The 25,937-nt window shown below is 68.7% G+C and carries 23 protein-coding genes; 12 read left to right on the forward strand and 11 right to left on the reverse strand.

The window, feature by feature from the left end:
- Positions 1 to 90 precede the first annotated feature (90 nt).
- From M8859_RS26135 to secG, 3 genes are all read left to right on the forward strand, one after another.
- A complete protein-coding gene (locus M8859_RS26135; RefSeq protein ID WP_249644941.1) occupies positions 91 to 1,035 on the forward strand; it encodes a DMT family transporter in 945 nt (314 codons plus the stop codon).
- A gap of 10 nt (positions 1,036 to 1,045) precedes the next feature.
- Positions 1,046 to 2,644: an MFS transporter gene (locus tag M8859_RS26140; RefSeq protein WP_195071331.1), complete on the forward strand. Its 1,599-nt coding sequence runs from the start codon at positions 1,046 to 1,048 to the stop codon at positions 2,642 to 2,644.
- A gap of 72 nt (positions 2,645 to 2,716) precedes the next feature.
- Positions 2,717 to 2,950, forward strand: a complete 234-nt coding sequence (secG, locus tag M8859_RS26145; protein ID WP_039798855.1) for a preprotein translocase subunit SecG — start codon at positions 2,717 to 2,719, stop codon at positions 2,948 to 2,950.
- 277 nt (positions 2,951 to 3,227) lie between these two features.
- Here secG and M8859_RS26150 read toward each other — a convergent pair whose 3' ends face one another.
- Positions 3,228 to 4,076 carry an SDR family NAD(P)-dependent oxidoreductase gene (locus M8859_RS26150; RefSeq protein WP_159926171.1) on the reverse strand — a complete coding sequence of 283 codons (849 nt, stop codon included), beginning with the start codon at positions 4,074 to 4,076 and terminating at the stop codon, positions 3,228 to 3,230.
- A gap of 75 nt (positions 4,077 to 4,151) precedes the next feature.
- On the opposite strand from M8859_RS26150, the gene M8859_RS26155 reads away from it, so the two are divergent.
- Together M8859_RS26155 and M8859_RS26160 are read left to right on the forward strand one after the other, a co-directional pair.
- The gene (locus M8859_RS26155) at positions 4,152 to 5,120 is read left to right on the forward strand and encodes an alpha/beta fold hydrolase (RefSeq protein ID WP_321209948.1); all 969 of its coding nucleotides are present in this window, start codon (positions 4,152 to 4,154) and stop codon (positions 5,118 to 5,120) included.
- Between the two features lie 61 nt (positions 5,121 to 5,181).
- Positions 5,182 to 5,784 (forward strand): DUF7691 family protein, encoded by a 603-nt coding sequence (locus tag M8859_RS26160; RefSeq protein WP_159926167.1) that lies wholly within the window; start codon positions 5,182 to 5,184, stop codon positions 5,782 to 5,784.
- A 155-nt stretch (positions 5,785 to 5,939) separates the two neighbouring features.
- On the opposite strand, the gene M8859_RS26165 is transcribed toward M8859_RS26160, so the two are convergent.
- The 7 genes from M8859_RS26165 to tkt all read right to left on the reverse strand — a co-directional run bounded on the left by M8859_RS26165 (position 5,940) and on the right by tkt (position 15,450).
- A complete protein-coding gene (locus tag M8859_RS26165) occupies positions 5,940 to 6,446 on the reverse strand; it encodes an SRPBCC family protein (protein WP_223513592.1) in 507 nt (168 codons plus the stop codon).
- A 22-nt stretch (positions 6,447 to 6,468) separates the two neighbouring features.
- Positions 6,469 to 8,790, reverse strand: a complete 2,322-nt coding sequence (locus M8859_RS26170; RefSeq protein ID WP_159926165.1) for a transketolase C-terminal domain-containing protein — start codon at positions 8,788 to 8,790, stop codon at positions 6,469 to 6,471.
- Between the two features lie 144 nt (positions 8,791 to 8,934).
- Positions 8,935 to 9,690 carry a 6-phosphogluconolactonase gene (pgl, locus tag M8859_RS26175; protein WP_159926163.1) on the reverse strand — a complete coding sequence of 252 codons (756 nt, stop codon included), beginning with the start codon at positions 9,688 to 9,690 and terminating at the stop codon, positions 8,935 to 8,937.
- The gene (gene opcA, locus M8859_RS26180; RefSeq protein ID WP_249644970.1) at positions 9,683 to 10,591 is read right to left on the reverse strand and encodes a glucose-6-phosphate dehydrogenase assembly protein OpcA; all 909 of its coding nucleotides are present in this window, start codon (positions 10,589 to 10,591) and stop codon (positions 9,683 to 9,685) included. The genes pgl and opcA overlap by 8 nt, the downstream gene beginning before the upstream one ends.
- Positions 10,588 to 12,162, reverse strand: coding sequence for a glucose-6-phosphate dehydrogenase (gene zwf / locus M8859_RS26185; protein WP_159926159.1), 1,575 nt, complete (start codon positions 12,160 to 12,162; stop codon positions 10,588 to 10,590). The genes opcA and zwf overlap by 4 nt, the downstream gene beginning before the upstream one ends.
- A 3-nt stretch (positions 12,163 to 12,165) precedes the next feature.
- Entirely contained in the window at positions 12,166 to 13,302 is a 1,137-nt protein-coding gene (gene tal, locus M8859_RS26190) for a transaldolase (RefSeq protein ID WP_159926157.1), read from the reverse strand.
- A 6-nt stretch (positions 13,303 to 13,308) separates the two neighbouring features.
- Complete coding sequence (tkt, locus tag M8859_RS26195; protein ID WP_195071332.1) at positions 13,309 to 15,450, reverse strand: transketolase; 2,142 nt, start codon at positions 15,448 to 15,450, stop codon at positions 13,309 to 13,311.
- A gap of 916 nt (positions 15,451 to 16,366) precedes the next feature.
- On the opposite strand from tkt, the gene M8859_RS26200 reads away from it, so the two are divergent.
- Positions 16,367 to 17,257 carry a heme o synthase gene (locus M8859_RS26200; protein WP_223521945.1) on the forward strand — a complete coding sequence of 297 codons (891 nt, stop codon included), beginning with the start codon at positions 16,367 to 16,369 and terminating at the stop codon, positions 17,255 to 17,257.
- On the opposite strand, the gene M8859_RS26205 is transcribed toward M8859_RS26200, so the two are convergent.
- Complete coding sequence (locus M8859_RS26205) at positions 17,179 to 18,678, reverse strand: FAD-dependent monooxygenase (RefSeq protein ID WP_159926153.1); 1,500 nt, start codon at positions 18,676 to 18,678, stop codon at positions 17,179 to 17,181. The genes M8859_RS26200 and M8859_RS26205 overlap by 79 nt on opposite strands.
- An 85-nt stretch (positions 18,679 to 18,763) precedes the next feature.
- Here M8859_RS26205 and M8859_RS26210 point away from each other — a divergent pair, with 85 nt between their 5' ends.
- Complete coding sequence (locus M8859_RS26210; protein ID WP_159926151.1) at positions 18,764 to 19,366, forward strand: TetR/AcrR family transcriptional regulator; 603 nt, start codon at positions 18,764 to 18,766, stop codon at positions 19,364 to 19,366.
- A 38-nt stretch (positions 19,367 to 19,404) separates the two neighbouring features.
- Here M8859_RS26210 and M8859_RS26215 read toward each other — a convergent pair whose 3' ends face one another.
- Positions 19,405 to 20,370: a quinone oxidoreductase family protein gene (locus tag M8859_RS26215; RefSeq protein ID WP_249644942.1), complete on the reverse strand. Its 966-nt coding sequence runs from the start codon at positions 20,368 to 20,370 to the stop codon at positions 19,405 to 19,407.
- Positions 20,371 to 20,432: 62 nt separating this feature from the next.
- Between M8859_RS26215 and M8859_RS26220 the strand changes: the two genes are divergently transcribed.
- The 5 genes from M8859_RS26220 (at position 20,433) to M8859_RS36965 (ending at position 24,774) form a co-directional block, all read left to right on the forward strand.
- The gene (locus M8859_RS26220; RefSeq protein ID WP_159926147.1) at positions 20,433 to 20,783 is read left to right on the forward strand and encodes a hypothetical protein; all 351 of its coding nucleotides are present in this window, start codon (positions 20,433 to 20,435) and stop codon (positions 20,781 to 20,783) included.
- 3 nt (positions 20,784 to 20,786) lie between these two features.
- Positions 20,787 to 21,593: a transporter substrate-binding domain-containing protein gene (locus M8859_RS26225; RefSeq protein ID WP_195140078.1), complete on the forward strand. Its 807-nt coding sequence runs from the start codon at positions 20,787 to 20,789 to the stop codon at positions 21,591 to 21,593.
- A gap of 135 nt (positions 21,594 to 21,728) precedes the next feature.
- A complete protein-coding gene (locus M8859_RS26230; RefSeq protein WP_159926237.1) occupies positions 21,729 to 22,250 on the forward strand; it encodes a DinB family protein in 522 nt (173 codons plus the stop codon).
- Between the two features lie 551 nt (positions 22,251 to 22,801).
- Entirely contained in the window at positions 22,802 to 23,566 is a 765-nt protein-coding gene (locus M8859_RS26235; RefSeq protein ID WP_249644943.1) for a MerR family transcriptional regulator, read from the forward strand.
- Positions 23,567 to 24,177: 611 nt separating this feature from the next.
- On the forward strand, positions 24,178 to 24,774 hold the full coding sequence (locus M8859_RS36965; RefSeq protein ID WP_304654138.1) for a DapH/DapD/GlmU-related protein: 597 nt from the start codon (positions 24,178 to 24,180) through the stop codon (positions 24,772 to 24,774).
- A 422-nt stretch (positions 24,775 to 25,196) separates the two neighbouring features.
- On the opposite strand, the gene M8859_RS26245 is transcribed toward M8859_RS36965, so the two are convergent.
- Positions 25,197 to 25,760 (reverse strand): putative immunity protein, encoded by a 564-nt coding sequence (locus M8859_RS26245; protein ID WP_159926141.1) that lies wholly within the window; start codon positions 25,758 to 25,760, stop codon positions 25,197 to 25,199.
- Between the last annotated feature and the right edge of the window lie 177 nt (positions 25,761 to 25,937).

Below are 25,937 nucleotides of genomic sequence, written 5' to 3' on the forward strand. Positions count from 1 at the left end.
CCACCGTGCGGTGAGCGCGCTCTTTCGGCATCGCTGTGCACCTCGCGTCCGCGACCTCTATCCCTTTTCGTCGCAGGAGCGCGATCTTTCATGTCCTCATCTGTCTCCACGCCCGCCCGTTCCGGGCTGGTCTACCTCGTCGGCGCCGGAATTCTCTGGGGCACCGGCGGTCTGCTCGGCACGTTGTTGCACCGGGCCACCGGTTTGGCGCCCGTCTCCGTGGCCACCTGCCGGCTCGCCGTCGGCGGGCTGCTGCTGATGATCCTGCTCGCGGGCACACGGCGGCCATGGCCGCGAAATGCGACGGCGTGGCGGCGGATCGGCGCCGTCGCCGTGCTCGCGGCGACCTTCCAGGCCGCCTATTTCGGCGCCGTCGCGGCCTCGTCGGTCAGCCTCGCCACGCTGATCACCATCGGTACGTCGCCGGTGGTCGTCGCGGTGGTGGAGCACGTCACCGGAAGGCGGGCGGTGGACCGCCGCCGTGCGGCGACGATCGGCATCGCCCTGTGCGGGCTGGCATTGCTGGTCGGGGTGCCGACCGGAAACACAGGGACGGCCGGGTTGCTGGTCGGCGCGGCCCTCGCTGCGGTGGCCGCGACGGCGTTCGCGACCGTCACCGTGATCAACGCCATGCCGGTTCCCGGGCTCGACGCGACGACCACCATCGCCCTCGGATTCACCGGTGGAGCGTTGCTGCTCGCACCCCTCGCGGCAACGAGCGGGCTGGGATTCGACCCGACGCCGGGCAGCGTCGCGCTGGTTGTTCTGCTGGGCCTGGCGCCGACCGCGGTCGCCTACACGTTGTACTTCCGCGGACTGTCGGATTCCGGCCCGGGGATTGCCGCGGTGCTGGCTCTGCTCGAACCGCTTACGGGAGCGACGCTTGCGGCAGTCGTCCTGGGAGAACGTCTCACCGCGCCCGGGGTGGCGGGGGCGGCGTTGCTCATCGTGGCACTGCTGCTTGCCGCCACACCCGCGCGTCCGGCGGTCCAGGGGCCGGACTCGGCGGCGGAGCGGCGCCACGCCCGCGACTAAGCTTCGGCGCGTGACCACTGCCGCGACGAGCCCGGGTTCCACCTGGGCGCCGCTGCGTTCGCCGGTGTACCGGGCGCTGTGGGTGGCGCAATTGGTGTCGAATCTCGGTACCTGGATGCAGACCGTCGGCGCGCAGTGGATGATGGTCGACCTGCCCAACGCGGCGGCGCTGGTGTCGTTCGTGCAGACCGCCATCACGCTTCCGGTGATGCTGCTGGCCATCCCGTCCGGCGTGATCGCCGATCTGGTGGACCGGCGCAGGCTGCTGCTCGGGGCGCAAACCACGATGGCGCTGCTCGCCACGGTCCTCGCTGTGTCCACGGCGACCGGGCACACCACCCCCGCCGTGCTGCTGACCTTGTTGTTCCTGCTCGGCTGCGGTCAGGCGCTGACCGCGCCGGCCTGGCAGGCGATCCAGCCGGAACTGGTTTCGCGCGAGCAGATCCCGGCGGCGTCCGCGCTGGGCAGCATGAACATCAACCTCGGAAGGGCGGTGGGGCCCGCGCTGGCCGGTGCGCTGGTCTCGCTGTCCGGGCCGACGCTGGTGTTCGCGCTGAACGCGATGTCGTTCGCCGGGATCGTCGCGGTACTGACGGTCTGGCGCAGGCCGTCGGCCGACCGGCGCTTGCCCACGGAACGTCCGATGGCGGCATTGCAGGCGGGTACCCGATTCATCCGGGCGGCGCCCGCGATCCGCCGGGTGCTGCTGCGCTCGATCCTGTTCATCGCGCCCGCCAGCGCGGTGTGGGCGCTGCTGCCGGTGATCGCTCGCGACCGGCTGGGGTTGTCGTCGTCCGGGTACGGCCTGATGCTCGGCGCCCTGGGCGTCGGCGCGGTGCTCGGCGCCGCGGCGCTGTCCCGGTTGCGGGCGTGGCTGACCCCGACACAGCGGCTCACCATCGCCGCGACCCTGTTCGGGGTGGCGACGGCGGGTACGGCACTGCTGCGCGTCGTTCCGGTGGTGCTGGTGCTGCTGGTGTTCGCGGGATTGGCCTGGCTGCTGGCGATGTCCACGATGAACGCGACCATGCAGCTGCTGCTGCCCGCCTGGGTGCGGGCGCGCGGGCTGTCGGTCTATCTGCTGGTGTTCATGGGCGGCCAGGCGATCGGCTCGCTGGTCTGGGGTCTGGTCGCCGACTCGATCGGCTCGGTGCAGGCGCTGTTGTGGGCCGCGTCGCTGCTGGCGCTCTGCGCGGTCAGCACCGTGTGGCTGCCCATCCGGAACGACCCCGAGATGCTCGACTTGACTCCCTCGGCGTTCTGGCCGGAACCTCAGCTGGCGGTCGAGCCCGATCCCGACGACGGTCCCGTACTGGTCCTGCGCAGCTACGACGTGCCGCCGGAGAGCGTGGAGGAATTCCTCGCCGCCATGGCCTTCGTCGGCCGGTCCCGGCAGCGCACCGGTGCGATGGAGTGGCGTCTCTATCGCGATGTCGGGGTGATCGACCGCTACGTGGAGGCGTTCGTGGTGCGGTCCTGGGCCGAGCACATGCACCAGCACCAGGTCCGGCTCACCGCCCAGGACCAGGTGCGAGAAGAGGCCGTCGCGAAGTTCGGCACCGCAGAGGGGGAGCAGGTCACCCACCTCGTCGCGGTCGACCGGCGCTAGGTCGGCACCCGGCGGCGCGGGCCCCGAGTGCCTGATTCGGTGCGATCGCACCGACCGCATAGACTGTCCGGCATGCGGATGTTCCTGGATATCCTCCTGATCATCACCAGCGTGCTGCTGGTGCTGCTGGTGCTGCTGCACCGCGCCAAGGGTGGAGGTCTGTCCAGCCTGTTCGGCGGCGGTGTGCAGTCCAGCCTGTCCGGGTCCACCGTCGTGGAGAAGAACCTCGACCGCGTCACCATCTTCACCGGCGTCATCTGGCTGATCGCCATCCTCGGCATCGGCCTGGAGATCAAGTTCGCCTGATTCCGGCGGCCGCCGTCAGCACCGCCACGCCGAGCGCGAGTTCGGCCAGGACGACGGCGGGACAACTCGACCGAGCCGGCGCATAGCGCCGCGCCCTCACCCCCTGGCGAATGGTGGGTCGGCTGCCGCGCGCGGAAGGTTCGCTTCGTCTTGCGCGTGTTGCCCTCGGGGCAGGGTCGGCCGACGCGCGCGCGTACCGCTCGCGCCGTACCGGGTGGCGCAAGCGGTGGCCGCACATCGAGGCGCGCCTCGGAACCCGAGCGCGCCTCCACCGGAATCAGTCGACGCGCGGAACGCGACCGTCGACGTCGGTGAACCCGTAATACTCGGCGAGATCCGCTACCGGCCAGGGCAATCCCGTGCGGGAGCGACGGCCCGCGTCGGTGGCGAGCGCGACGACGGCGCGGCCGGTGAAGCGCGGCGTCTGCGCGTCACCGAGGTCGAAGGTGCCCTCACCGGGCAACGTGACCAGACGCCTGCCGGTGGCGTCGGCCGGAACCAATTGCAGCAGTTCGGTGTCGACGATGCCGGGCCAGAGCGAGACCACGGTCACTTCGGTGCCCGCGAGGTTGTGCGCCATGTCGGCGGTGAGCCGGTCCAGAGCGGATTTCGCGACGCCGTACACCGCGTTGTGCATGTATCGGCGTGCCCCTGGCGAGGAGATGTTGACGATCAACCCGCCCGACTCGATCAACAGCGGCGCCGCGAAAACGCTCGCCACGTAATGCGATCGGACCCCCACGTCGAACGACTCGTCCCATGCCGCCGGCGGCACCTCCCAGAACGGCTTGCCCAGCCAGCGGGCGGCGGCGGGCGAGTTGTAGACGTTGTTCACCAGGACGTCCAACCTACCGTGCTCGTCACGGATCAGCTCGAACAGCCGCTGCACCGCGTCGTCGTCGCGGTGATCGCACACGAACGGGATGCCGACTCCGCCCGCGGCATCGATTTCCGAGGCGGTGGCGTGTACGGTGCCGGGTAGCCGTCCCTGTGTCGCCGAGCGTCCGGTGACGAGCACCGTGGCGCCCGCCGCACCCAGTTCCAGCGCGATCCCCTTGCCGATGCCGCGGCTGGCGCCGGTGACCACCGCGACCTTGCCTTCGAGCCTTTCCGGTATTCCGTTCACGGAATCGGAACATTACCGTGAAGCGATAACGTGTTCTAGGTTTTGGAGGTCCGAGTGGAGCTGACTCATCGGTTCGTGACGACCGACGGTATCCGTATGCACGTCGCCGAGCAGGGCGAAGGGCAGCCGGTGGTCTTCTGTCACGGGTTTCCGCACACCTGGTACATCTGGCACCGGCAGCTTCCCGCGATCGCCGCGGCCGGCTACCGCGCCCTGGCGCCGGACCTGCGCGGCTACGGGCGGACCGACGTCCCTGCCGACCTCGAGGCCTACACCAATCGCGCGGTGTGCGGCGACCTGCTCGCGCTGCTCGATGACATCGGCGCCGAACGGGCGGTGTTCGTCGGCCTGGATTTCGGCGCGGCGCTGGTGTGGGAACTGGCGTTGCGCGCGCCGGAGCGGGTGCGCGGCGTCATCGTCCTGAACAATCCGTTCGCGCCACGTCCGCCGCGTGCTCCGTCACAGCTGTGGGCGAAGGCCGCGGCGCGGCACTTCTTGCACCTGCACTACTTCCAAACTCCGGGCGTAGCCGACGCGGAACTCGGCGCGCGGCCCCGGGATTTCCTGGCCCGCGTGTACTACGCGCTCAGCGCCGACTATCACTACCTGGACACCTGGCGTTTCCCGGCCGAGGGCACCGGCTACCTCGACGTGCTGCCGGAGGCGCCCGCACTGCCCTGGCAGTGGCTCGGCACGAACGAGTTGGACGTACTGGCAGCGGATTTCGAGCGCACCGGGTTCACCGGCGGATTGAACTGGTATCGCAGCCTGGACCGCAACTGGGAGCTCACCGCCGAGTACGCGGACGCGAAAGTCACTGTGCCCGCGTATTTCCTGTACGGCGACCGCGACCCGGACATGGAAGGCTTCAGCGGACGTGACCCGCTGGCCACCCTGCGCGAGCACGTCGTCGATCTGCGCGCGGTGACCGAGATCGCCGGAGCGGGCCACCTCGTCCAGCTGGAGCGAACCGAGCAGGTGAACGCGCTGCTCACCGCTCATCTCGGCCACCTTGCCGCGCATCCCGCCGAGCTCCCGGCCTGAAGCGAATCGCCTTCGGTCCCAGTGGCGTTCGTTGTCGGTGGGCACCGCTAATGTTCGGTGAATGAGTTATAGCCTGAGCATCTACGTCGTCGAACTGGACAGGGTCAAGGGCGCCATCGGGTCCGGGGACGAGAAGCTCCGGCGCATGATCGGCGGCCGGTTCAAAGCCCAGCTGACCCACGACGACGACTGGTTCGCCGACGAGATCGCCGGCGGCGCGCCCACCCGCTACGAGGCCGTGCGCGCCGTCATCGACGGCGGCCCGTTCGACCCGGCCTACGGTTTCCAGTACGGCTACGCCTACCAGACGATCTGCCAGTTCTACGGCCGCTTCGCCGACAACCGCTATTTCTCGGCGTTCCGTGGTCGCTGGCTCGACCACATCGACGACGGGCTCGCCACGCTCGGCATCAAAGCGGTCAGCGTCCGCGCGTTCATGTACCACTCGCTGCCGCCTTCGCTGCCGCAACCGGACGAACTGCCCGGCTACGGCGAATGGACGCCCGAGCAGTGCGCGGAGGCGCTCGTGCAGTGGGAATCGACCACGCCACCGCAACGCGAAGAGGTCGATCACGAGGTCCTCGCCGCCATCGAGTCCTGCATCGAGTGGATCCGGGAGGCGCAGGCGCGCCCCGGCTGGGGGATCGCCGGGTTCTTCTACTGAGCCGCCGGGTCAGCGCATGCCGCCATGGCTTCAACTCATGCGTTGCGCATGCCGGGGGAACTGCCTGGCGGATCGAGTTCGTCCAGCGGCGTCGAGCGCACTCCGGGAGGCCGCTCGGCTCGCGATCGGGTGCAGTCCCGCGGAAGGCGCGAGGCCTAGCGGTATTCCTCGGCCAGCTTCGGGTAGTCCGACCACCGCGGCAGCGGCTCGAAGTCGAGATAGGCGGTGAGACGGTCGAGCAGGTACTGCCAGCGGGGGCCGATCGCCCCGGCATCGGCGGGGCAGACGTGGCGGCGGGTCAGTTCGACGGTGGTGACCACGCCGACCTGGCTCATCCGGACTTCGAGCAGACAGCCGTCGATGTGCACGACCAGTTCGTGCGGCGCTTGACAGTGGTCGACCCGCACCGCGACCGGGCCGGGAACAGGACCGTCGAACAAGTCGATGGTGAGGTTCCCGTTGCCGCCGGAGACGGCGCCGAGCCAGCGCGCGAGCTGGCCGCGTTCGGTGGCCGCCGACCAAACGTCGAGCACAGGCTTGTGGAAGGAACGCAGGTAATGCAAGAGCACCAGGTCCCCGTCGGCCGTGTGCTCGTGCTCCGGTCGCACCTCGCCGAGCATGGACATCGTGGTCATCGCCATGTCCTTTCCGCTGCTGGTCACCGTCACCCTGACTGTATGTCCACTATTCCCCGGCCGAATCGAATTCCCGCGAAGGCCGGGCCTCGGCGCGGCGCGGTTGCGCGACGGTCGCTCCGCTCAGCAGCCGCAGGGCCGCGGCCTCGATCCGGTCCTCGTCGAGCAGCACCGTCGCGGCGGCCGGACCCAGCGGCACGAAACTGTCCTCGCTGGTGACGCGCGCGAGAAGCCCGGTGAAACCGGCGTCGATCACGGCCGCGCACACAGCCTCCGACACGCCACCACTGCGACGGGTCTCGTCCACGACGAGGACCCGGCCGGTCGCGCGCGCGTGCCGCAGCAGATCACTCACCGGTAGCGGAGTCAGCCAGCGCAGATCGAGCACACGCGCGTGGACGCCGTGCCGGGCCAGGCGGCGCGCCGCCCGCAGGCTCATCGGCACACCGTTGGCGAAGGTGACCAGGGTCACGTCGGTCCCGTCGCCGTAGACGCGCGCGCGGCCGATCTCGACGTGATCGGACGTCGACGGGTGCGCCAGCCAGCCGTCGTCTCCTGGATGGTGCAGGTCGCGGGTGTGATAGAGCGCGATGGGCTCGAGGAACAGACACACCCTGCCATCCACTCGGGCAGCCGACACACAGGTGCGCAGCATCGCCGCGGCGTCGTCGGCGCGAGCGGGTGAGGCGAGCACGATACCGGGGATGTCGCGCAGCGCGGCCACCGAGTTGTCGTTGTGGAAATGACCGCCGAAGCCCTTCTGGTAGGCGTATCCGGCGATCCGCACCACCATCGGGTTCCGATAGCGGCCGTCGGAGAAGAACGACAGCGTGGCCGCTTCGCCGCGGATCTGATCCGCCGCGTTGTGCAGATAGGCGAGGTACTGGATCTCCGGGATCGGCACGAATCCGGCCAGCGCCGCGCCCAGCGCGGTGCCGAGGACGCTCTGCTCGTCCAGCAGGGTGTCGAACACGCGGCGCGCGCCGAAGGTCTTCTGCAACCCCTTCGTCACGCCGTACACACCCCCTTTGCGGCCGACGTCCTCCCCGAAGACGAGCACGTCGCGATCACGCGCGAGCAGACCGGCGAGGGTGTCGTTGACCGCTTGGGCGAAGGTCATCGGACCGCCTTGTGTGACAGCGCCGTTCGCGCTCACAGGACGAATGGCCGCCGGGCCCGGATGACCCGTGTCCGCGCGTTTGGTCTCGTCGATCGGAAGCGGGCCGGTTCTGAGCGCGTCGGCGCGCACGAGGGCGGGACGGGATGCAGCGATCGGTGCGATCACCGCCGCCGCGGAAGCGAGTTTCGGTTCCGCGGCGACGAGTTCGGCTGTCGTGGCGACGCGGCGGCCCGACTCGGTGTAAAGATGGAGCACGTCGGCGGGTGTGGCGACACCGGACTCGACCAGCAACCGTGCGGTCGCCAGGACCGGATCGCGGGCGAGGTCGGCGGCGATATCGGCCGGGCGGCGGTAGGCGGTTTCGACGTCGGATCCCGCGTGCGCGAGCAGTCGCACGGTCCGCAGGTGCAGGAACGCGGGCGCGCGGTTGTCCCTTACCCACCGCACGGCGGCATTCGCGCTGGTCAGCGCATCGAGGGCAGCGCAGCCGTCCGCATCGAAGTACGCCAGGCCCGGCCGGTGGCCGTAGGCCTGCTCGATCCAGTCCGGCGGCGTGGGAACACTGATGCCGATGCCGTTGTCCTCGCAGACGAACAGGACCGGCACCGCGATCCCCTGGTGGGCGGTGTGAATCGCGGCATTGATGGCCCCGGCCGCGGTGGAATGGTTGGCCGACGCGTCACCGAAACTGCATATCACCACGGCATCGCAGGGCCATGGGCTCGCGACGCCGAGCCGTGCCGCGCGATCGATCGCGAACGCCAACCCGACCGCGCGCGGAAGGTGGGAGGCGATGGTCGACGTCTGCGGGATGATGTTCGCGGCAGCACTGCCGAGCACCTTGTGCCGTCCACCCGAGATCGGGTCCGCCGCCGCGGCGACCACGCCGAGCAGGACATCCCGGATCGGGTCGAGCCCGGGAACGCGCCGGGCGCGGTGCACGAAGAACGCGCCCGACCGGTAGTGCAGCAGAGCGGGATCGGTGGTCCGCGAGGCCGCCGCCAGCGCGGCATTGCCCTCGTGACCGGACGATCCGATGCTGTAGTAACCGCGCCGGGCGCTGCCGAGGCGGCGCGCCGCGAGATCGAGGTGCCTGCTCGTCGCCTGTGCTTCGAACAGTCGCAGGCACGCCGTGCCGGTGACCGCGCACCCGGGAGCGATCGGCTGATCCGCCGGATGGCCCGGTCGCGGGACGAGTGCGGCGACGGCGGTGCGGAACCGCTCGTCCAGATCCACTGCCTGCTCGGTCACCGACCGATCATCTCGTAGATTCCGCCACCAGGTGGCATTATCTCTCGGTGTTTTTCCGGTAGCGGCAGAGAGAAGCAAGCATATTTACGAGGAATCGGGACCGACTCACGTACGAGCCGATCCCGATCGGCGTCACCGGAACGCTCAGCGCACCGCGGACGCGGCCTCCTGATCCAGCAGCCAGGTGGTGGAGTCGATACCCGTCGCACCGGCGGCGGGCACGTCCACCGGGTCCGCGCCGCCGATGGCCGCGGCGACCGCCTCGGCTTTGGCCGCGCCGCCGACCACCAGCACGACGTGCCGGGTGCGGCGGACGGCGGGCAGGGTGAGGGTCACCCGCACCGGCGGCGGCTTCGGCGAGTTCGTGACGGCCACGACGAGCTCGTGCTCTTCGCGCACCGCGTCGGTGTGCGGGAACAGCGAGTTGACGTGGCCCTCGCCGCCCATGCCGAGCAGGTGCAGATCGAAGGCACCGTGGTCGGTGAGGTAGGCGTGCACCGTCGCGGAGTACTCGGCGGCGGCTTCCACCGGGTCGGGGTACTCGCCGTCGGAGGCGGCCACCGGATGCACCCGTGCCGGGTCGACCGGCACGTGGTCGAGCAGCGCCTGTCTTGCTTGCAGGTGGTTGCGCTCCGCGTCGTGCGCGGGCACGAAACGCTCGTCGCCCCAGAACACGTCGAGCCGGGACCAGTCGATGTCGCCGGGCGACTTGCGTACCTGCTCGAGCAGGGCGATGCCGGTTCCGCCGCCGGTCAGCACCACCGACGCGGAACCGCGCTCGGCCTGGGCCGCGACGACGACCGAGACGAAGCGGGCCGCCGCGGCGGCGACCAGCGATTCGGTGTCCAGATGCACCTCGACGGTGTCGCTGGGGAACGGCGAATCGGTGTGCTCACTCATAGATCACCTTCTCGATCCCGGCCAGCGCCTCCGCGTAGATCTCGTCGGCGTCCAGCCTGCGTAGGTCTTCGGCGAGGCAGTCACGGGTCTCCCTGCGCGCCAGCGCGATCCGTTGCACCGGCTCGCCGGTGCGGGTCAACGTGGCGGTGCGGCCGGTCTGCGGTCGTTCGATCGCGATGGAGACGGTGGGGCGGTGCAGTTCCACCCGCAGCGGGCCGGTGCGGCGGCGAACGGGACAGTGGAGCCGGGCGGCCAGCCAGCCGGCCAGGATGTCCAGGGCGGGCTCGTCGCGCAGCCCGGAGACCGTGACGGCATCCACCGCCTCGAAGGGCGGCTCGTCCATGGCCGCCGCGAGCAACGCACGCCAGTACGTGATCCGGCTCCAGGCCAGATCGGTGTCACCGCTGGCGTAGGAATGCAGCCGCTTCTTGATCGCCGCCTGGGGATCGGGCGCGAACGTGGCATCGGTGATGCGGCGGCCCGCCAAGCGCCCCACCGAATCCTTGGACGGGAACTCCGGGGCTCCGCGCGGCCACCACGCCACCACCGGAGTATCCGGCAAGAGGAACGGGGTGACGACGCTGCTCTCGTGGCTGACCAGTTCGCCTTGCAGCCTCAGCACGATCACCTCGGCGGCCCCCGCGTCGCCGCCCACCCGGATCTGGGCGTCCAGCCGAGTGGCAGCCTCCCGGTCGCCACGCGCCAGCACCACCACGCGACAGGGGTGCTCGCGGCTGGCTTCGTTCGCCGCGTCGATCGCCTGCTCGGCCTCGGAGCTGTCCAGCGTGCACACCACCAGCGTGAGAACGCGACCCACGGTGATCACGCCGTTGCTCTCGCGCAGCTGCACGAGGCGCTTGGTGACCTCGCTGGTCTTGGTCTCGGGCATGTCGACGATCACGGGCGCCGCCATTCCCGCCCGGTGCGGGCGATCATCTCGTCGGCCGAGGCCGGACCCCAGGTGCCCGCCTCGTACGGTTCCGGCCTGCCGTCGGCGGCCCAGTGTTCGAGCACCGGATCCAGGATGCGCCACGACAATTCGACCTCCGCGTTCACCGGGAACAGCGACGGCACCCCGAGCAGCACGTCGAGGATCAGGCGTTCGTAAGCCTCGGGGGAGGACTCGGTGAACGCCTCGCCGTAGGTGAAGTCCATGTTGACGTCGCGCACTTCCATGCCGGAGCCCGGCACCTTGGAGCCGAACCGGGTGGTGATGCCCTCGTCCGGCTGCACGCGGATGACCAGCGCGTTCTGGCCCAGTTCCTCGGTCATGGTCTGGTCGAACGGCAGGTGCGGCGCTCGTTTGAAGACCACCGCGATCTCGGTCACCCTGCGGCCGAGCCGTTTTCCGGTGCGCAGGAAGAACGGCACGCCCGCCCAGCGGCGGGTGTCGATCTCCAGGCTGATCGCGGCGTAGGTCTCGGTTCTCGAGTTCGGGTCGAAACCCTCCTCCTGCAGCAGGCCTGCCACATGCTCGCTGCCCTGCCAGCCCTCGGTGTACTGTCCGCGCGCGGTGGTCTCGTCCAGCGGTGCGATGAGCTTGGTCGCCGAGAGCACCTTGATCTTCTCGGCCTGCAACTGCTTGGGCTCGAAGCTGATCGGCTCCTCCATGGCGGTGAGCGCCAGCAGTTGCAGCAAGTGGTTCTGGATCACGTCCCGCGCGGCGCCGATGCCGTCGTAGTAACCCGCCCGACCGCCCAGGCCGATGTCCTCGGCCATCGTGATCTGCACGTGGTCGACGAAGTTGGCGTTCCAGATCGGCTCGTAGAGCTGGTTGGCGAAACGCAACGCCAGCAGGTTCTGCACCGTCTCCTTGCCGAGGTAGTGGTCGATGCGGAAGACCTGCTCCTCGGGGAACACCCCGTTGACCAGTGCGTTGAGCTCCTGCGCGCTGTGCAGGTCGTGCCCGAACGGCTTCTCGATCACCACCCGGCGCCAGGGTTTGCGGGCCCCGTCCGGCCCGGTCGTCTGCGCCAAGCCGCGCGCGCAGAGCTGATCGAGCACGACCGGGAACATGTTCGGCGGGATCGACAAATAAAAGGCGTGATTGCCGCCGGTGCCGCGTTCCTTGTCCAGGGTGGTCAGGGTGTCGGCGAGCCGGTCGAACGCCGCGTGGTCGTCGAAGGTGCCCTGGACGAACCGGATGCCCTCCGAGAGCTGATCCCAGACCTCCTGGCGGAACGGGGTGCGCGCGTGCGCTTTCACCGCCTCCAGGACGACCGCGGCGAAGTCCTCGTCGGCGTAGTCGCGGCGCGCGAAGCCGACCAAACCGAACGCCGGGGGCAGCAGCCCCCGGTTCGCCAGGTCGTAGATGGCCGGCATCAGCTTCTTCCGGGACAGGTCACCCGTGACGCCGAAGATGACCATGCTGCACGGTCCGGCGATGCGGGGGAGCCGTTTGTCCCGTTTCTCGCGCAGCGGATTCTGCCATTCGACGGTGTCGGGCCGATCCGCGGGCGCTGCCCCGGCCATCGATCAGCCGTTCCCGGTCGACGCCGACTTCAGCTCGTCGGTCGTGGCGGCAAGCAGCTCCTCCCAGGACTTCTCGAACTTGTCCACGCCCTCGCGCTCGAGCACCGCGAACACGTCGTCGAGGTCGATGCCGACCGCGGCGAGCCGGTCGAAGACCTCCTTGGCTTCGGCTGCCTTGCCGCTGACGGCGTCGCCACGGATCACGCCGTGATCGGCGACCGCCTCGAGTGTCTTCTCCGGCAGCGTGTTCACCGTGTTCGGCGCGACCAGTTCGGTGACGTACATCGTGTCGGCGTAGTCCGGGTTCTTCACGCCGGTCGAGGCCCACAGCGGCCGCTGCCGATTCGCGCCGGACGCGGCCAGGGTCTGGTAGGTGGAGGTGTGCTTGCCGCCGTCGAACACGTCCTGGTACTCGGCGTAGGCGAGGTGGGCGTTGGCGATGCCCGCCTTGCCGCGCAGCGCTAGCGCCTCCTCGGTGCCGAGCGCCTCGAGCCGCTTGTCGATCTCGGTGTCGACGCGGGAGACGAAGAACGAAGCGACGGAATGGATCTTGGCCGGGTCGTGGCCCGCGACCTTGGCCTTCTTCACGCCCTCGAGGTAGGCGCCCATCACCGCGCGGTAGCGCTGCACCGAGAAGATCAGCGTGACGTTCACGCTGATGCCCTCCGCGATCACTGCGGTGATGGCGGGCAGGCCCTCTTCGGTGGCGGGGATCTTGATGAACAGGTTGGGCCGGTCGACGATCTTCCACAGTTCGACCGCCTGGGCGACGGTCCGGTCGGTGTCGAACGCCAGGCGCGGGTCGACCTCGATGGACACCCGGCCGTCCACGCCATTGGTGGCCTCGAAGACCGGAGCGAACACGTCGCAGGCCGCGCGGACGTCGTCGGTGGTGATGGTGCGGATCGCGGCGTCGGCGTCGGCGCCTTGCGCGGCAAGCTCTTTCAGCTGGCCGTCGTAGGCGTGGCCCTGGCTGAGCGCACCCTGGAAGATTGTCGGGTTGGTGGTGACCCCGACGACGGACCGGGTCTCGATCAGCTCGGCCAGGTTGCCGGACCGGATCCGGTCCCTGGACAGATCGTCGAGCCAGGCGGACACTCCCGCCGCCGACAAGGCGGCGAGGTTCTCGTTCTGAGCCATGAGCGCTTATCCCTTCACGTTCTCGAGCGTGCGCTGCGCGGCGGCAACGACGGCTTCCGGAGTGAAGCCGAATTCGCGGAACAGGGTCTTGTAGTCGGCGGAGGCGCCGAAGTGCTCGATCGACACGATCTCGCCCGCGTCACCGGCGAACCGGTGCCACGGCATCGCGATACCGGCTTCGACGACGACGCGCGCGGCGACCGCGGGCGGGAGCACTTCGTCCCGGTAAGCCTTGTCCTGTGCGTCGAACCACTCCACACACGGCATCGACACCACGCGGGTGGCGATGCCCTGCTCTTCCAGCGTAGTGCGGGCGGCGACCGCCAGCTGGAGCTCCGACCCGGTGGCGATCAGGATCACCTGCGGGGTGCCGGTGGACGCCTCGGCCAGGATGTAGCCGCCCTTCGACACGCCCTCGTAGCTGGTGCCTTCCACGATCGGCAGATCCTGGCGGGTCAGCGCCAGCGCGGACGGGCCGTCCTGGTGCGGCGGCTCGGAAACCGAGAAGTGCGAGCTGTGCTCGGCGCTGTCGCGCTCCAGAATGGTGCGCCAGGCGTAGGTCGTCTCGTTGGCGTCACCCGGGCGGACCACGTTCAGGCCGGGGATGGCGCGCAGCGCGGCGAGGTGCTCGATCGGCTGGTGCGTCGGACCGTCCTCACCGAGGCCGATGGAGTCGTGGGTCCACACGTAGACCGCGGGCACCCGCATCAGCGCGGCCAGTCGGACGGCGGGACGCATGTAGTCGCTGAACACCAGGAAGGTGCCGCCGTACGGACGGGTCGGACCGTGCAGCGCGATGCCGTTGAGGATCGCGCCCATGGCGTGTTCGCGGACGCCGAAGTGCAGGGTGCGGCCGTACGGGTTGGCCTTCCACATGCCGGTGGAGATCGACTCCGGCCCGAAGCTGGGCTGGTCGGGCATGGTGGTGTTGTTGGATTCGGCCAGGTCGGCCGAACCGCCCCACAGCTCGGGCAGCACCGGCGCCAGCGCCGCGAGCACCTTGCCGGACGCCTTGCGGGTGGCCATGCCCTTCGGATCGGGTTCGTAGCTGGGCAGATTCGAGGTCCAGTTCTCCGGCAGCCGTCGCGCGAAGAGGCGGTCGAACAGGGCCTTGTTCTCCGGGTTGGCCTCGGCCCACGTGTCGAAGGACTGCTGCCATTGCGCATGGGCCTGCTTGCCGCGCTCGACGGCCTTGCGGGTGTGCTCGATGACGGCGGGATCCACGTCGAAGCTCTTGTCCGGATCGAAGCCCAGGATCTTCTTGGTGGCGGCCACCTCGTCGCCGCCCAGCGCCGCGCCGTGGGCGGAACCGGTGTTCATCTTGCTGGGGGCCGGGTAGCCGATGATGGTGCGCAGCACGATGATCGAGGGCTTGCCGGTCTCGGCCTTGGCGGCGGCCAGCGCGTTTTCGATCGCGACGACGTCCTCGCCGCCTTCCACGATCTGCACGTGCCAGCCGTAGGCCTCGTAACGTTTGGCGACGTCCTCGGTGAAGGCGATGGTGGTGTCGTCCTCGATGGAGATCTTGTTGTCGTCGTAGATCACGACGAGGTTGCCCAGCTCCTGGGTGCCCGCCAGCGAGGACGCCTCGGAGGTGACGCCCTCCTCCAGGTCACCGTCGGAGGCGATGACGTAGATGAAGTGGTCGAACGGGCTGGTGCCGGGTGCGGCGTCGGGATCGAACAGGCCGCGCTCGCGCCGCGCCGCCATCGCCATGCCGACCGACGCGGCCAGACCCTGGCCGAGCGGGCCGGTGGTGATCTCGACGCCGTCGGTGTGCCGGAACTCGGGGTGGCCCGGGGTGAGCGAGCCCCACTTGCGCAGATTCTTCAGGTCGTCGAGTTCCAGGCCGAAGCCCGCCAGGTACAGCTGGATGTACTGGGTGAGGCTGGAGTGCCCGGCCGACAGCACGAACCGGTCCCGGCCGACCCAGCTCGGATCGCTGGGGTCGATGCGCATGGTGCGCTGGTAGAGCGTGTATGCCAGCGGCGCCAGGCTCATCGCGGTACCGGGATGGCCGTTGCCTGCGTTCTGCACCGCCTCGGCGGCCAGGACCCGGATGGTGTCGACGGCCTTGGTGTCCAGATCCGTCCAGTCGTCCGGGTGGTTCGGCTGAGTGAGGGCGCGGATGTCGTCTGTGATCGACACGACCGAGGTTCTCCTGACATTGGTTCGTCGACGGCGGGTGGGTTTCTGACGGCGATGATCGCGCGGCAGCTACGGCGTGCGTACCGGATATACCCAACTACCCTAGATGTGCCCGATGACCGGCACACCATTAACCCTGTGTTGGTTTCGCGGGGCCGGTTGCGCTGCGTGTTCGCAGGTGGCGTTCCGTCGGTGGCCCGAGGGTCGGCGGCGTGTTCGCGGCCTTGCACGGCCGAGGTTCCAGCGGGGCCGGATTCGCGGTTCGGTCGCACGCGCTTCGCTCCTCTCGAACGCGAGGCGCGCCGCGCACGTGCTCGAACGAGTCGCGGTCGATGGGCAAAGGTGCTGGTCAAGCGTTTGCTTCGGAGCCCTTGCGAAATGGTCGCGAAGAGTTGCCGGTGCAGGACCGTTCGGTGCGCCGAGTATTCGCCGGCCTCCCGAGCGTCCGAAAAGAAACTTCGCGCTCCGGAATGCGCTGCGTGTCGCGGGCGAGTTCGGCAGTCGGGCACCGCGAAGCGGACCGTGCCCTGGGGCCCCCGACAAGGGGGGCACCGGCGGGTCGAACGTCCCTGGCGAAGGCCGTGTCCCCGACGCGAGACGGGCAGTCGGGCGCGTCACATACGGGTCCCGTTGCGCGGGGGCGAGGGGAGGGGCGGGGGCGGCGGGGGTCTACCATCCTCTGTAGTAGTAGTCGCGCCGTACCGGTCGGATCGGGCGCCGGGGCGGACGGCAGTCCGGCACGGACACATCCGTAGCACCGGAACCAGCGCACTGCTGGTCGATGCCGGATGCGATGCACAGCGTGCGAGGAGAGACAGTGCGGATTGGGCAACAGCCGGGTGGCGATGGTGCGCACGGCTCCTCCGCGACGGCGCTGGCCGACCGGTTCACGGGTCCCGGCCTACCGTCCCGGCTGATGCGACGGACACTGGCCTACATCGCGCTGACCAAGCCCAGGGTGATCGAGCTGCTGCTCGTCGCGACGATCCCGACCATGCTGCTGGCCGACCGCGGCGTCGTCGACATCCGGCTGATCCTCGCGACCCTTTTCGGCGGTTGGATGGGCGCGGCCAGCGCGAACACGCTCAACTGCGTCGCGGACGCCGATATCGACAAGGTCATGAAGCGCACTGCCAAGCGCCCGCTGGCCCGCGAGGCGGTGCCGACCCGCAACGCCTTCGTCTTCGGTGTGGTGCTGGGCGTCGGCTCGTTCGCCTGGCTCTGGTGGCAGGCCAACCTGCTCAGCGGCCTGCTCGTCGTCGCGACGATCCTGTTCTACGTCTTCGTCTACACCTTGGGCCTCAAGCGCCGCACGTCGCAGAACGTGGTGTGGGGCGGCGCGGCGGGCTGCATGCCCGCGCTGGTCGGCTGGTCGGCCGTGACCGGCGGCATCGGCTGGCCCGCCCTCGCGCTGTTCGGCGTCATCTTCTTCTGGACGCCGCCGCACACCTGGGCACTGGCCATGCGCTACAAGGAGGACTACCGCGCGGCGGGCGTGCCGATGCTCCCGGTGGTCGCCACCGAGCGGACCGTCACCAAGCAGATCGTCGTCTACACCTGGCTGACAGTGCTCACCACCCTCGCCCTGGCGCCCGCGACCGGCGTCATCTACGCGGCCGTGGCGCTGGTGGCCGGAGCGTGGTTCCTGCTCATGGCCCACCAGCTGTACGCGGGCGTGCGGCGCGGCGAATCGGTGAAGCCCCTGCGGCTGTTCCTGCAGTCGAACAACTATCTGGCCGTGGTGTTCTGCGGTCTCGCGGTGGACTCGGTGCTCGGCTGGGACACCGTCGGCAGCTTCTTCAGTTGATCGCGCCGACTGATCGCACCGACGTAGCCGTCGGGCCGCACGACCACCCGGGTGCCCTCGACCGCGGCATAGGCCGCGTGGGCGTGTCCGTCGACATCCACCACGTGCTGCCCTGACACCCGCGTTCCGGGGTGTACCACCGCATACGCGTGTGGGTCCGCCTCCGCGGGCGCGCCGAACGACAGCACCGTCGCGTGCGGGCCGCGAAACAGGTCGAACAACCGGACGTGCCGACCTCCCTCGTCTTTCACCGGCGCGTCCGGAGCCCGGTCGCCCGCGGCCAGCGGCTCGCGCACGGCCGGATCGCGGTAGCTGATGTCCAACTGCTGAGTCTCCGGTCCGCGCCGCATCGCGTCCTCGTCGCCGTCGACGAGTTTGTCCAGCAGTTCGGAACTCAGGCCGAGCACCCTGGCGGCGACCGTCCTGCGCTCGGTCTCGTAGCTGTCCAGGAGCGTGTCGTCACCGGCGAGGGCGGCGGCCAGCTTCCATCCGAGGTTGTAGGCGTCCTGGATGCCGGTGTTCATACCCTGGCCGCCGGTGGGCGGATGCGCGTGCGCGGCGTCCCCGGCGAGGAAGACCCGGCCGTCGCGGAACCTGCGCGCCAAGCGGACATTGGGCCGCCATACCGTCACCCAGGTCAGGTCGCTGAGCGTGACGACGTGGCGTCCGCAGTAGCGATCGGCGTAGGACTGCAGCAGTTCGAGACTCGGTGGCGCGTCCGCGCTCAGTGGCGCGGCGAACTGGAAGTGACGTCCGCCTGGCAGCGGAGACAGCGCGATGCCCCGCATCGGCTGGTCGGCGGCGGCGAACCAGTAGCCGAAGTCGTGGTCGAGCGCGTCGGCGCGCACATCGCCGAGCAGCATCCGGATCGACTCGTCGGTCTCGCCCTCGAACGCGATGCCCAGCGTCTTGCGCACGGTGCTCCTGCCGCCATCGGCGCCGACCAGGTACGCGGCGCGGACGGTCTCGCGGGCGCCGTCGCGCTCCAGCGTCGCCGTGACGCCGCTGTCGTCCTGGCCGAATGTAACCAGGGCTGTTCCCAGCTCCACGGGTACGCCGAATTCGGCGAGCCGTTCGCGCAGGATGGCCTCGGTGCGGGATTGGCCGAGGACCCACCCGTTGGGGTAGGGGACGGCAGGGGAGGGCTCGACCGGCTCGCTCATCCTGCGCTCGGCGACGAACGTGCCGTCGAGGTGCACGCGCATCACTGGCGCCGGCATCCCCGCAGTGTGCACCGCGTCCAGAACTCCCAGGTCGTCGAAGACTTCCAAGGTGCGCGGCTGGATGCCGTCGCCGCGGGAGCCCGCGAAGAACGTGTCCGCCTTGTCGATGATCCGAACGGGAATGTCCCGGCGGGCGAGATCGAGGGCGAGGGTGAGGCCGGTGGGTCCGGCGCCTGCGACGAGAACGAGCTGTGACACCAGTAACTCCTCATATGAATTTTGATTCACTGAATGCTGATTCAGCATCGCTCTTGATACCTTTCGTTGTCAAGGAGGTGAGCTGGTGTCGTTGAGTCGCAAGGAGAAGTCGGCCGAAACCGAGCAAGCGTTGAAGGCCGCGGCGCGGCGGTTGTTCGCCGAGCGCGGCTATCTGAACACCAAGATCACCGATATCACGGCGGCGGCGGGCCGGGCGGCCGGGTCGTTCTACAACCACTTCGCGAGCAAGGAAGAATTGCTCCAGGCATTGCTGAGCGATCTGGCCGCGGCAGGGGACGAGCGGGCGCAGGGGCCCGGCCACAACCCGGACTTCGGCGACCCGGAGGCGGTCCGCTACCACGTCGCCGGGTATTGGACTTTCGCGCGGGAGCACGCGTCCGTGCTACGCGCGGTGAACCAGGCGGCTCTGGTCAACGACGAGTTCGCGCGCATGGTCGCGCAGTTCGGCGTGCAGCAGCGCGCGGACCTCGCCGATCACGTGGCGGGTTTCGCCGACCAGGGATTGCGGCTGCCGAGCACGGTCGATGCCAGCCTCGCGATGATGTTCCTGCTCGCGCAGAGCCTGCTGGCCGCGGTAGAGGAAGGCAATGTCGAACTGACCGACGAGCAGGCCGTGGACGGGCTGACCCGCTTCATCTATCGCGGTCTCACCGGCCGCGACTACTGACCGGGCGGCGGACGACCCGTCGGATCGCCCGCCGCCGGTCACGGGAGCAGGACGATGGAACCGGTGGTCTTGCGGCCTTCCAGGTCGCGGTGGGCCTGTTCGGCGTCGGCGAGCGGGTAGGTCGCGCCGATCCGGATGTTCAGCGTGCCCTTGGCGATGGCATCGAGGATGTCGCCCGCGCGCCAGGTGAGCTCGGCGCGGTCGCGGGTGTAATGCGCCAGCGTGGGGCGGGTGACGAAAAGCGAACCGGCCGTGCTGAGTCGTTGCAGGTCGAACGGCGGCACCGGACCGCTCGCGCCACCGAACAGGGCGAGCGTGCCGCGCACGCGCAGCGCCGCCAGGCTCGCCTCGAAGGTCGCGGCGCCGACGCCGTCATAGACCGCCGCCGCGCCGACGCCGTCGGTGAGTGCGCGCACCTGGTCGGCGAGGTCGTCGCCATAGCGCAGCACCTCGGCCGCTCCTGCCGCGCTGGACAGCGTCTCCTTCTCGACGGACGACACGGTGGTGATCACCCGCACGCCGCGCGCGGCGAGCAGTTGGGTGAGGATCAGCCCGACGCCGCCCGCGCCGGCGTGCACGAGCACCGTTTCCCCCGGCTCGGGCCGATAGATCGACTCGATGAGATAGTGCGCGGTCATACCCTGCAACAGCGCCGAGGCGGCCACTGGCGGCTCGACGCCGTCCGGCACCGCGATGGCGACGGCGGCCGCGATCGCGACCTTCTGGGCGTAGCTGCCCGGCCCGGCGGCCCAGGCGACCCGGTCGCCGACCGCGAAGTCGCTGACGTTCGCGCCGACTTCGGCGACCACGCCGGTGCCCTCCGCGCCCGGGATGTAAGGGACATCCTGGGGGTAGCGCCCGGTGCGGATGTAGGTGTCGATGAAGTTGACGCCGATCGCCTGGGTATCGACCAGCAACTGGTCCGGCCCGACCTGCGGATCAGGCGCCTCCATGTACTTCAGGACCTCGGGACCACCGTGTTCGGAAACCTGAATGGCGCGCATGAGTTTCAGTTCTACACCCGAGCGGCGGGGCCCGCTTTCTACCGGCCGGTAAACTGCCTGCCATGAGTACTGAAACCGCCACGACGCCGGTGAAGCTGTCGGGCGCCCTCGTGGAGTCCGTCAAGGGATTCGTCGCGGACCACGGCAAATCCGCCACGGCCGTGCTCCAGCCGATCGGTCGCGCGGGCGTCCGCGTCACGCTGGTCGGTTCCGACGGCGTCCTCGGCGACCGGGTCGTCTCCGACCTGGCGACCGCCAAGGCGCTGGTCGACACGATCGACGGTCTCACCGAGGCCGATGAATGGGATCGTGAACTCACCTCGATCGTCACTCCCCGCCAGGGCCACTGGGCCAAGATGGCGGGCTGGGTCGCCAAGCAGGCCCGTTTCCCCAAGGCGCGCAACGAGAAGTGATCGGTGCGTAACCGAGTGATGACGCCGACCGGCCGCGTCGGCGCGGTTCTGGCCGCCGTTTGCGCGGTCCTTGCCGGCGCCGCGGTTCCGGCGGCCGCGCGACCGGCGGAGATCTCGACGGTGCTGCGCGCCTGCACGCCCGGCGACTATCCGCCGTACTCGATCAGGGACGACGAGGGCGGCTATCGCGGCGTGGACGTCGATCTCGCGCGGGGGTTCGCCACACTGCTCGGCCGCCCGATCGAGTTCGTGCCCGTGACGTGGGCGACGCTGCGGACGGACTTCGCCGAGCGGAACTGCGACCTCGCGGCCGGGGGAATCTCCGACCTGCCGTCACGACGCGCGTTCGCGGACTTCTCGATCACCTACGGCACCGACGGAAAAGCGCCGATCACCCACCGTGCGAACGGCGCCGCCTACGCGACCATCGCGGAGATCAATCGTCCCGGTGTTCGCGTGATCGCCAATCGCGGTGGAACGAACGAGGAGTTCGCGCGCAAGAACTTCCCCGACGCGCAGTTGACCTTGTGGCCGGACAACCTGACGATTTTCGGCGAGATCGAACAGGGCCGCGCCGAGGTGTTCGTCACCGACTCCGTCGAGGGCCGCTACCGCGTGCGCGAGCACCCGGACCTGCAAGTGCTGCACCCCGAAGCGCCGTTCGACTCATTCGGGAAGGTGTGGCTGGTACGCAAGGACGATCCGGTCCTGGCGACCGCCCTGGACGCGTATCTGGCGACCCAGCTCGCGACCGGCGCGGTGGACCGGCTGTTCGACCAGTGGATCGGACCCGGCGCTTCCGCCCCCTGATCTTCCCTCAGCGGACCTCCCGGGATGCTTCGCGGGCGCGTTCTCAAACCCCATTGCGAACCGATCCCGCACGTACGCCATTGAGAAAATCGGTTGTCATAGCTGGTCCCAGCGAACAAGGTCTACGCCGTGAACATAGACTGGAACGCCGAGATACGTGCTCAACTCCAGACGCATTGGACGAGGCAGCTGCGCCCTCGGCTCGAGGGGCTGACTGACGAGGAGTACTTCTGGGAGCCGGTGCCTGGTATGTGGACCGTGCGCCCCGTCGACGGTCGGTTCGTCAGCGACTTCGCGGTCCCTCCGCCCGAGCCTGCGCCAGTTACCACCATCGCTTGGCGGCTGGGTCACGTGGTGTTCTTGCTGGAGGCAGGCCTGCATCGATTCGGCCACCCACCCATCGACTTCCGATCGTTCCGTTATGCCGGGACTGCGGAGGAGGCGCTGAGTCAACTCGATGACGCGTACCAGGCGTGGATCGACGGCGTCAGCGGTCTGGGCGTCGACGGGCTGGCTGAACCCGCGGGGCCTCCGAACAGCATGCTGGCCGACTGGTCGACCGCGGGAATCGTTCTGCACACACAGCGAGAGCTGCTACACCACGGAGCAGAGATCGCACTGTTGCGTGACCTGTATCGCGCTGGCATGCGACGGTGACTTCATTCCGGCGCCCACCAACACCCGGGTCTGTCCGGCCGACGTGAGGCAGAGCCGTTTTATCCAGTGTGACGATCTTGTGGTCGATCGGTTCGCTCCGCCGTTGTTTTCCCGCTTTCGTGGCTGTTGTAAGTTTTGCGGCCGGCCGACACTCGGGACCGGCCGACATGGCTCGAGAGGAGCGTGACATCGCCCCGACCAAGATTTCTCAGACACGCCTCGGGGACCCGTTTGCAATCCGGCGGGTGAATGGATCGGCGGCCGTCACGATGGTCAGCATGACGGACACGGGAGAGCATTGAACAGCGTCGATTCGGCGGACGCCCTGCCAGAAGACCTTTCCGCAAATCGGTGCTGGATGCCGGGCAGGGTCAGGTAGCAGGACACGATCCCGTGGTGCAAGGCCGGTTCGGCAGTGCGGCATGTGGCAGTTGAGGGCGTGTCGGCACGGCGTGACTGCTGTATTCGGCAACGTGTTTCGCCTTGCATCTGACGTAGGGTCAGGTTCTAACGTCGGCGACACCGGCGCAAGGTGCGTCGGTGGAAGTGAGATGAAACGGATGGACCAGCCCGGAACCGAACGTGTATGGAAGGTCGGTGAACTCGCGGCCGAGGCCGGACTGACGGTGCGGACGCTGCATCATTACGACCGTATCGGGTTGGTACATCCAGCGGAGCGGACCAGCACCGGCCACCGGCTCTACACCGCGGGCGATGTCGAGCGTCTGTACCAGGTGCTGGCCCTGCGTCAGTTGGGTTTGGGACTGGACCAGATCGGGGACCTGCTCGAGGGCGCCGTGGCGGTGTCGCAGGTGCTGTCTGCTCATCGCGACTTTCTGGCCGCGCAACTGGCCGCGACCCAGGACCTACACGCCTTGGTCGCGGCGCTGGCCGCCACGGCGGAGAGCAGGCCCGACGCATCCGCGGATCGCTTCCTCGAATTGATCAGGAGGACCGTCATGGTAGACGACACCTTCAAGGAGTATTTCACCGAGGAACAGCTGACGCAGCTCGCGCAGCGTCGGGAAAAGCTCGGTGAACAGCGCATTCAGCAAGTCGAAGCGGAATGGGGTGTGCTCATCCCCAAGGTCGACGCGGCGATCGCAGCGGGAGTGGACCCGGCCTCACCCGAGGCGCAGAAATTGGCGGCGCAGTGGATGGAGCTGTTGGAAGGGTTCCACGGTGGTGACGCGGGTCTGCGTGACAGCCTGTACCGGATGCAGGCCGGCGAGGCCGACCGGATCGAGAGCGAGTTCTGCGGACCGTCACCCGCTCAGATCGAGTTCATCACGGCCGCGAACGCGGCACGCCGATAGCGGCTTCGGCAGCCGGCGTATCGATTGAGACGGGAGCAGCTGAGGTTACGCACGGCGCCTGGTGTGCGGGAGAGTTTCTTGCGCACCAGGCGCCGTGCTCTGGATTCCGGCATGAGGATGTGGTCGGCAGGCTCCCTCAGTCCGACGAAATGCACGTCCACGACGTCGCTTTACCGATACCAATCGTTCGGGGGCACACTGACCGACGCCCGTATTCGCCGATGGACGGCGTCGGAATTCACCAGCACAGCCATGCTTTCCGCGTCGTCTCCCGGTGTGGTGTGGGGCTGTACCCAACACCACGGCCGTCGCCGGACGAAGGCGGTGCGGCCGGAATCGCTGAGGCTTACCTGTTCAGACGACGCGAAATTCAGTGCAATCAATCGACATCGGACGTTGACCTCTCGATCCGATACGGCCCGATCAGCGGCGCGAACGGCATCTGCCCGGCTTCCGGCCGGACGCCGGGGTTCAGGGGATTCCACCCCACCTGAGAGCGACCGAGCCCGTGGTTGCCCGGTGCGGCGGGGTCGCTGATCGGTCTGACGAATTCGGCGTGAGCGTTCAGAGTTGGCCGATGAGCAGGTCACCGGCCAGGACAACGGCAGGTTGTGGCTCACGCCGTTGTGGTTGTTTGCCCAGGGCTGCCTGTTGCTGATTTCCTCTTGTCTTCGGCAAGAAGGTTGTTCGACGAGAGGGCGAAATTGAAATTCGTGGAAAAAGTCCAGCGTGCGATCCGGCTGACCGAGGAGCTGAACATGCTTCGGTACGCCGATCAGAAGGCGATCCAGGAATGCTGGAGCGAGCTCACCGGCCAGGCTGTCGAAGAGACTTTCCATCTCATCCCGCCGGTCTACTCCGATCACGGAGTCAACATCCGGATCGGCCGCAACGTCTTCGTCAACCAGGGCTGTCGATTCAATGACGTCGGTGGGATAGAGATCGGCGACGACGTGATGATCGGGCCCAGCGTCAGCCTGATCACTTCGGGTCACCCGGTCGAGCCGGCACAGCGCCGTACGGGGATAACCGCGGCGCCGATCCGGATCGAGCGCAACGTCTGGATCGGGGCCTCCGCGATGATCATGCAGGGCGTGACCGTCGGTGAGAACGCGGTTGTCGCTGCCGGAGCCGTGGTCACCCGCGACGTGCCTGCGGGAACTTTGGTGGCCGGCGTGCCGGCGACTGTACTCCGGCAGATCGCTTAGTCAGCTCGGCAACATCCGGACCTCGTACCACGAGCGGCCATCGGTGAAGTCTGACGTCATCGGCGAGCGGGCACGGCGGGCGCCTGGGTACGTCCGGCAAACCCGCGCTATTGCCGGGATGAGGACGTTGTCTCGTACGTTAAAGCACGATTCGACTGGACTTGACAGGGGTTGCTCGGTCAGGGCTTTGTGGCTTCGATCAGGGTGCGGGTGGAGTGGGCGAGGAATGGGCGAGCGCTAGGTCACGACGCCGGTCTCGGTCGCGCTCGCGGTTCTCGCCCTGCTCGTCGCCCTGACGTGACTGCGGGCGCGAGCCAAAGGTAGCCCCGTCTCGACAGCGCCGCTTTGCCGCGTCCCGCCCTCGTCGGGGCAGAAAGGGCGTTCATGATGCACACGCTCGAGCTGTTCAGGGTTACCGCCGGTCAACGATCGGTCGCCAGCCGCCGCAGCGAGGCGTCCAGTTCCCGCCATAGCTCTCCCACGCGGCCGCGGCCACTCGGGGCGTGTGGGTAACGCATCAGGACGTTCACCACGATGGGCCCGGCCAGATCGGTCACTTTCCGGATGTAGTCGACGCCGACGTCACGGTCGTCGCCTGCCTCGAGTTCGAGCGCTCGAGCCGCGTGGGCGGCCGACATGAGGATGTGCCCGCCCTGGGTCGCCTTCGCCAGCGGGTGCAGGTACGCGGCCGCTCCCGCGTGACCGGCGGCGCTCGCCGCGTCGAACGCGGCGGAATGTCCTTCCTCTCGAGCTGCTTTTGCGGCCCGGTGCGCGTCCAGTGCGGTCACTCGAAGCGCCTTCGTCCGCTTGGCTCCGGCCGCGAACCTACGCGCCTCGTCGAGCACGGCCCGGGGGCGCGGGTCATCGGGACAGTCGCGCTCGAAGATCACCAGCACAGGCTCCGCGCATGCCAGCGCGAAGGTCGTGACCTCGCGTAATTCGGCCATGCTGAGTTCGATGTTCAGATGCTCGTCAGCCGCACTCATGACATTCGACAGTATCGTTGAACCGCCTGTTGGGACTTTCCGGCAACAATGGCAGGACAGTGCGGTAAAACCTTCAAAACGAGAGGAGGCTCAGCTGTCGACCGGCCCCATGTCGGAGACCGGCCTGGTGACTTCGCCGCCACTGCCGGTCTCGTACCGCACAGTGTCGGGAACGCG

Source organism: Nocardia sputi, assembly GCF_023501985.1.

Bases quoted from the DNA above. Each gene is read 5' to 3' on its own strand.
- M8859_RS26160 (WP_159926167.1), top strand. From the start codon at position 5,182: ATGAGTTATAGCCTGAGCATCTACGTCGTCGAACTGGACAGGGTCAAG.
- M8859_RS26245 (WP_159926141.1), bottom strand. From the start codon at position 25,760: ATGAGTGCGGCTGACGAGCATCTGAACATCGAACTCAGCATGGCCGAA.
- M8859_RS26220 (WP_159926147.1), top strand. From the start codon at position 20,433: ATGAGTACTGAAACCGCCACGACGCCGGTGAAGCTGTCGGGCGCCCTC.
- tal (WP_159926157.1), bottom strand. From the start codon at position 13,302: ATGGCTCAGAACGAGAACCTCGCCGCCTTGTCGGCGGCGGGAGTGTCC.
- M8859_RS26200 (WP_223521945.1), top strand. From the start codon at position 16,367: ATGCGACGGACACTGGCCTACATCGCGCTGACCAAGCCCAGGGTGATC.
- pgl (WP_159926163.1), bottom strand. From the start codon at position 9,690: ATGAGTGAGCACACCGATTCGCCGTTCCCCAGCGACACCGTCGAGGTG.
- secG (WP_039798855.1), top strand. From the start codon at position 2,717: ATGCGGATGTTCCTGGATATCCTCCTGATCATCACCAGCGTGCTGCTG.
- M8859_RS26235 (WP_249644943.1), top strand. From the start codon at position 22,802: ATGAAACGGATGGACCAGCCCGGAACCGAACGTGTATGGAAGGTCGGT.
- zwf (WP_159926159.1), bottom strand. From the start codon at position 12,162: ATGGCCGGGGCAGCGCCCGCGGATCGGCCCGACACCGTCGAATGGCAG.
- M8859_RS26135 (WP_249644941.1), top strand. From the start codon at position 91: ATGTCCTCATCTGTCTCCACGCCCGCCCGTTCCGGGCTGGTCTACCTC.
- M8859_RS26215 (WP_249644942.1), bottom strand. From the start codon at position 20,370: ATGCGCGCCATTCAGGTTTCCGAACACGGTGGTCCCGAGGTCCTGAAG.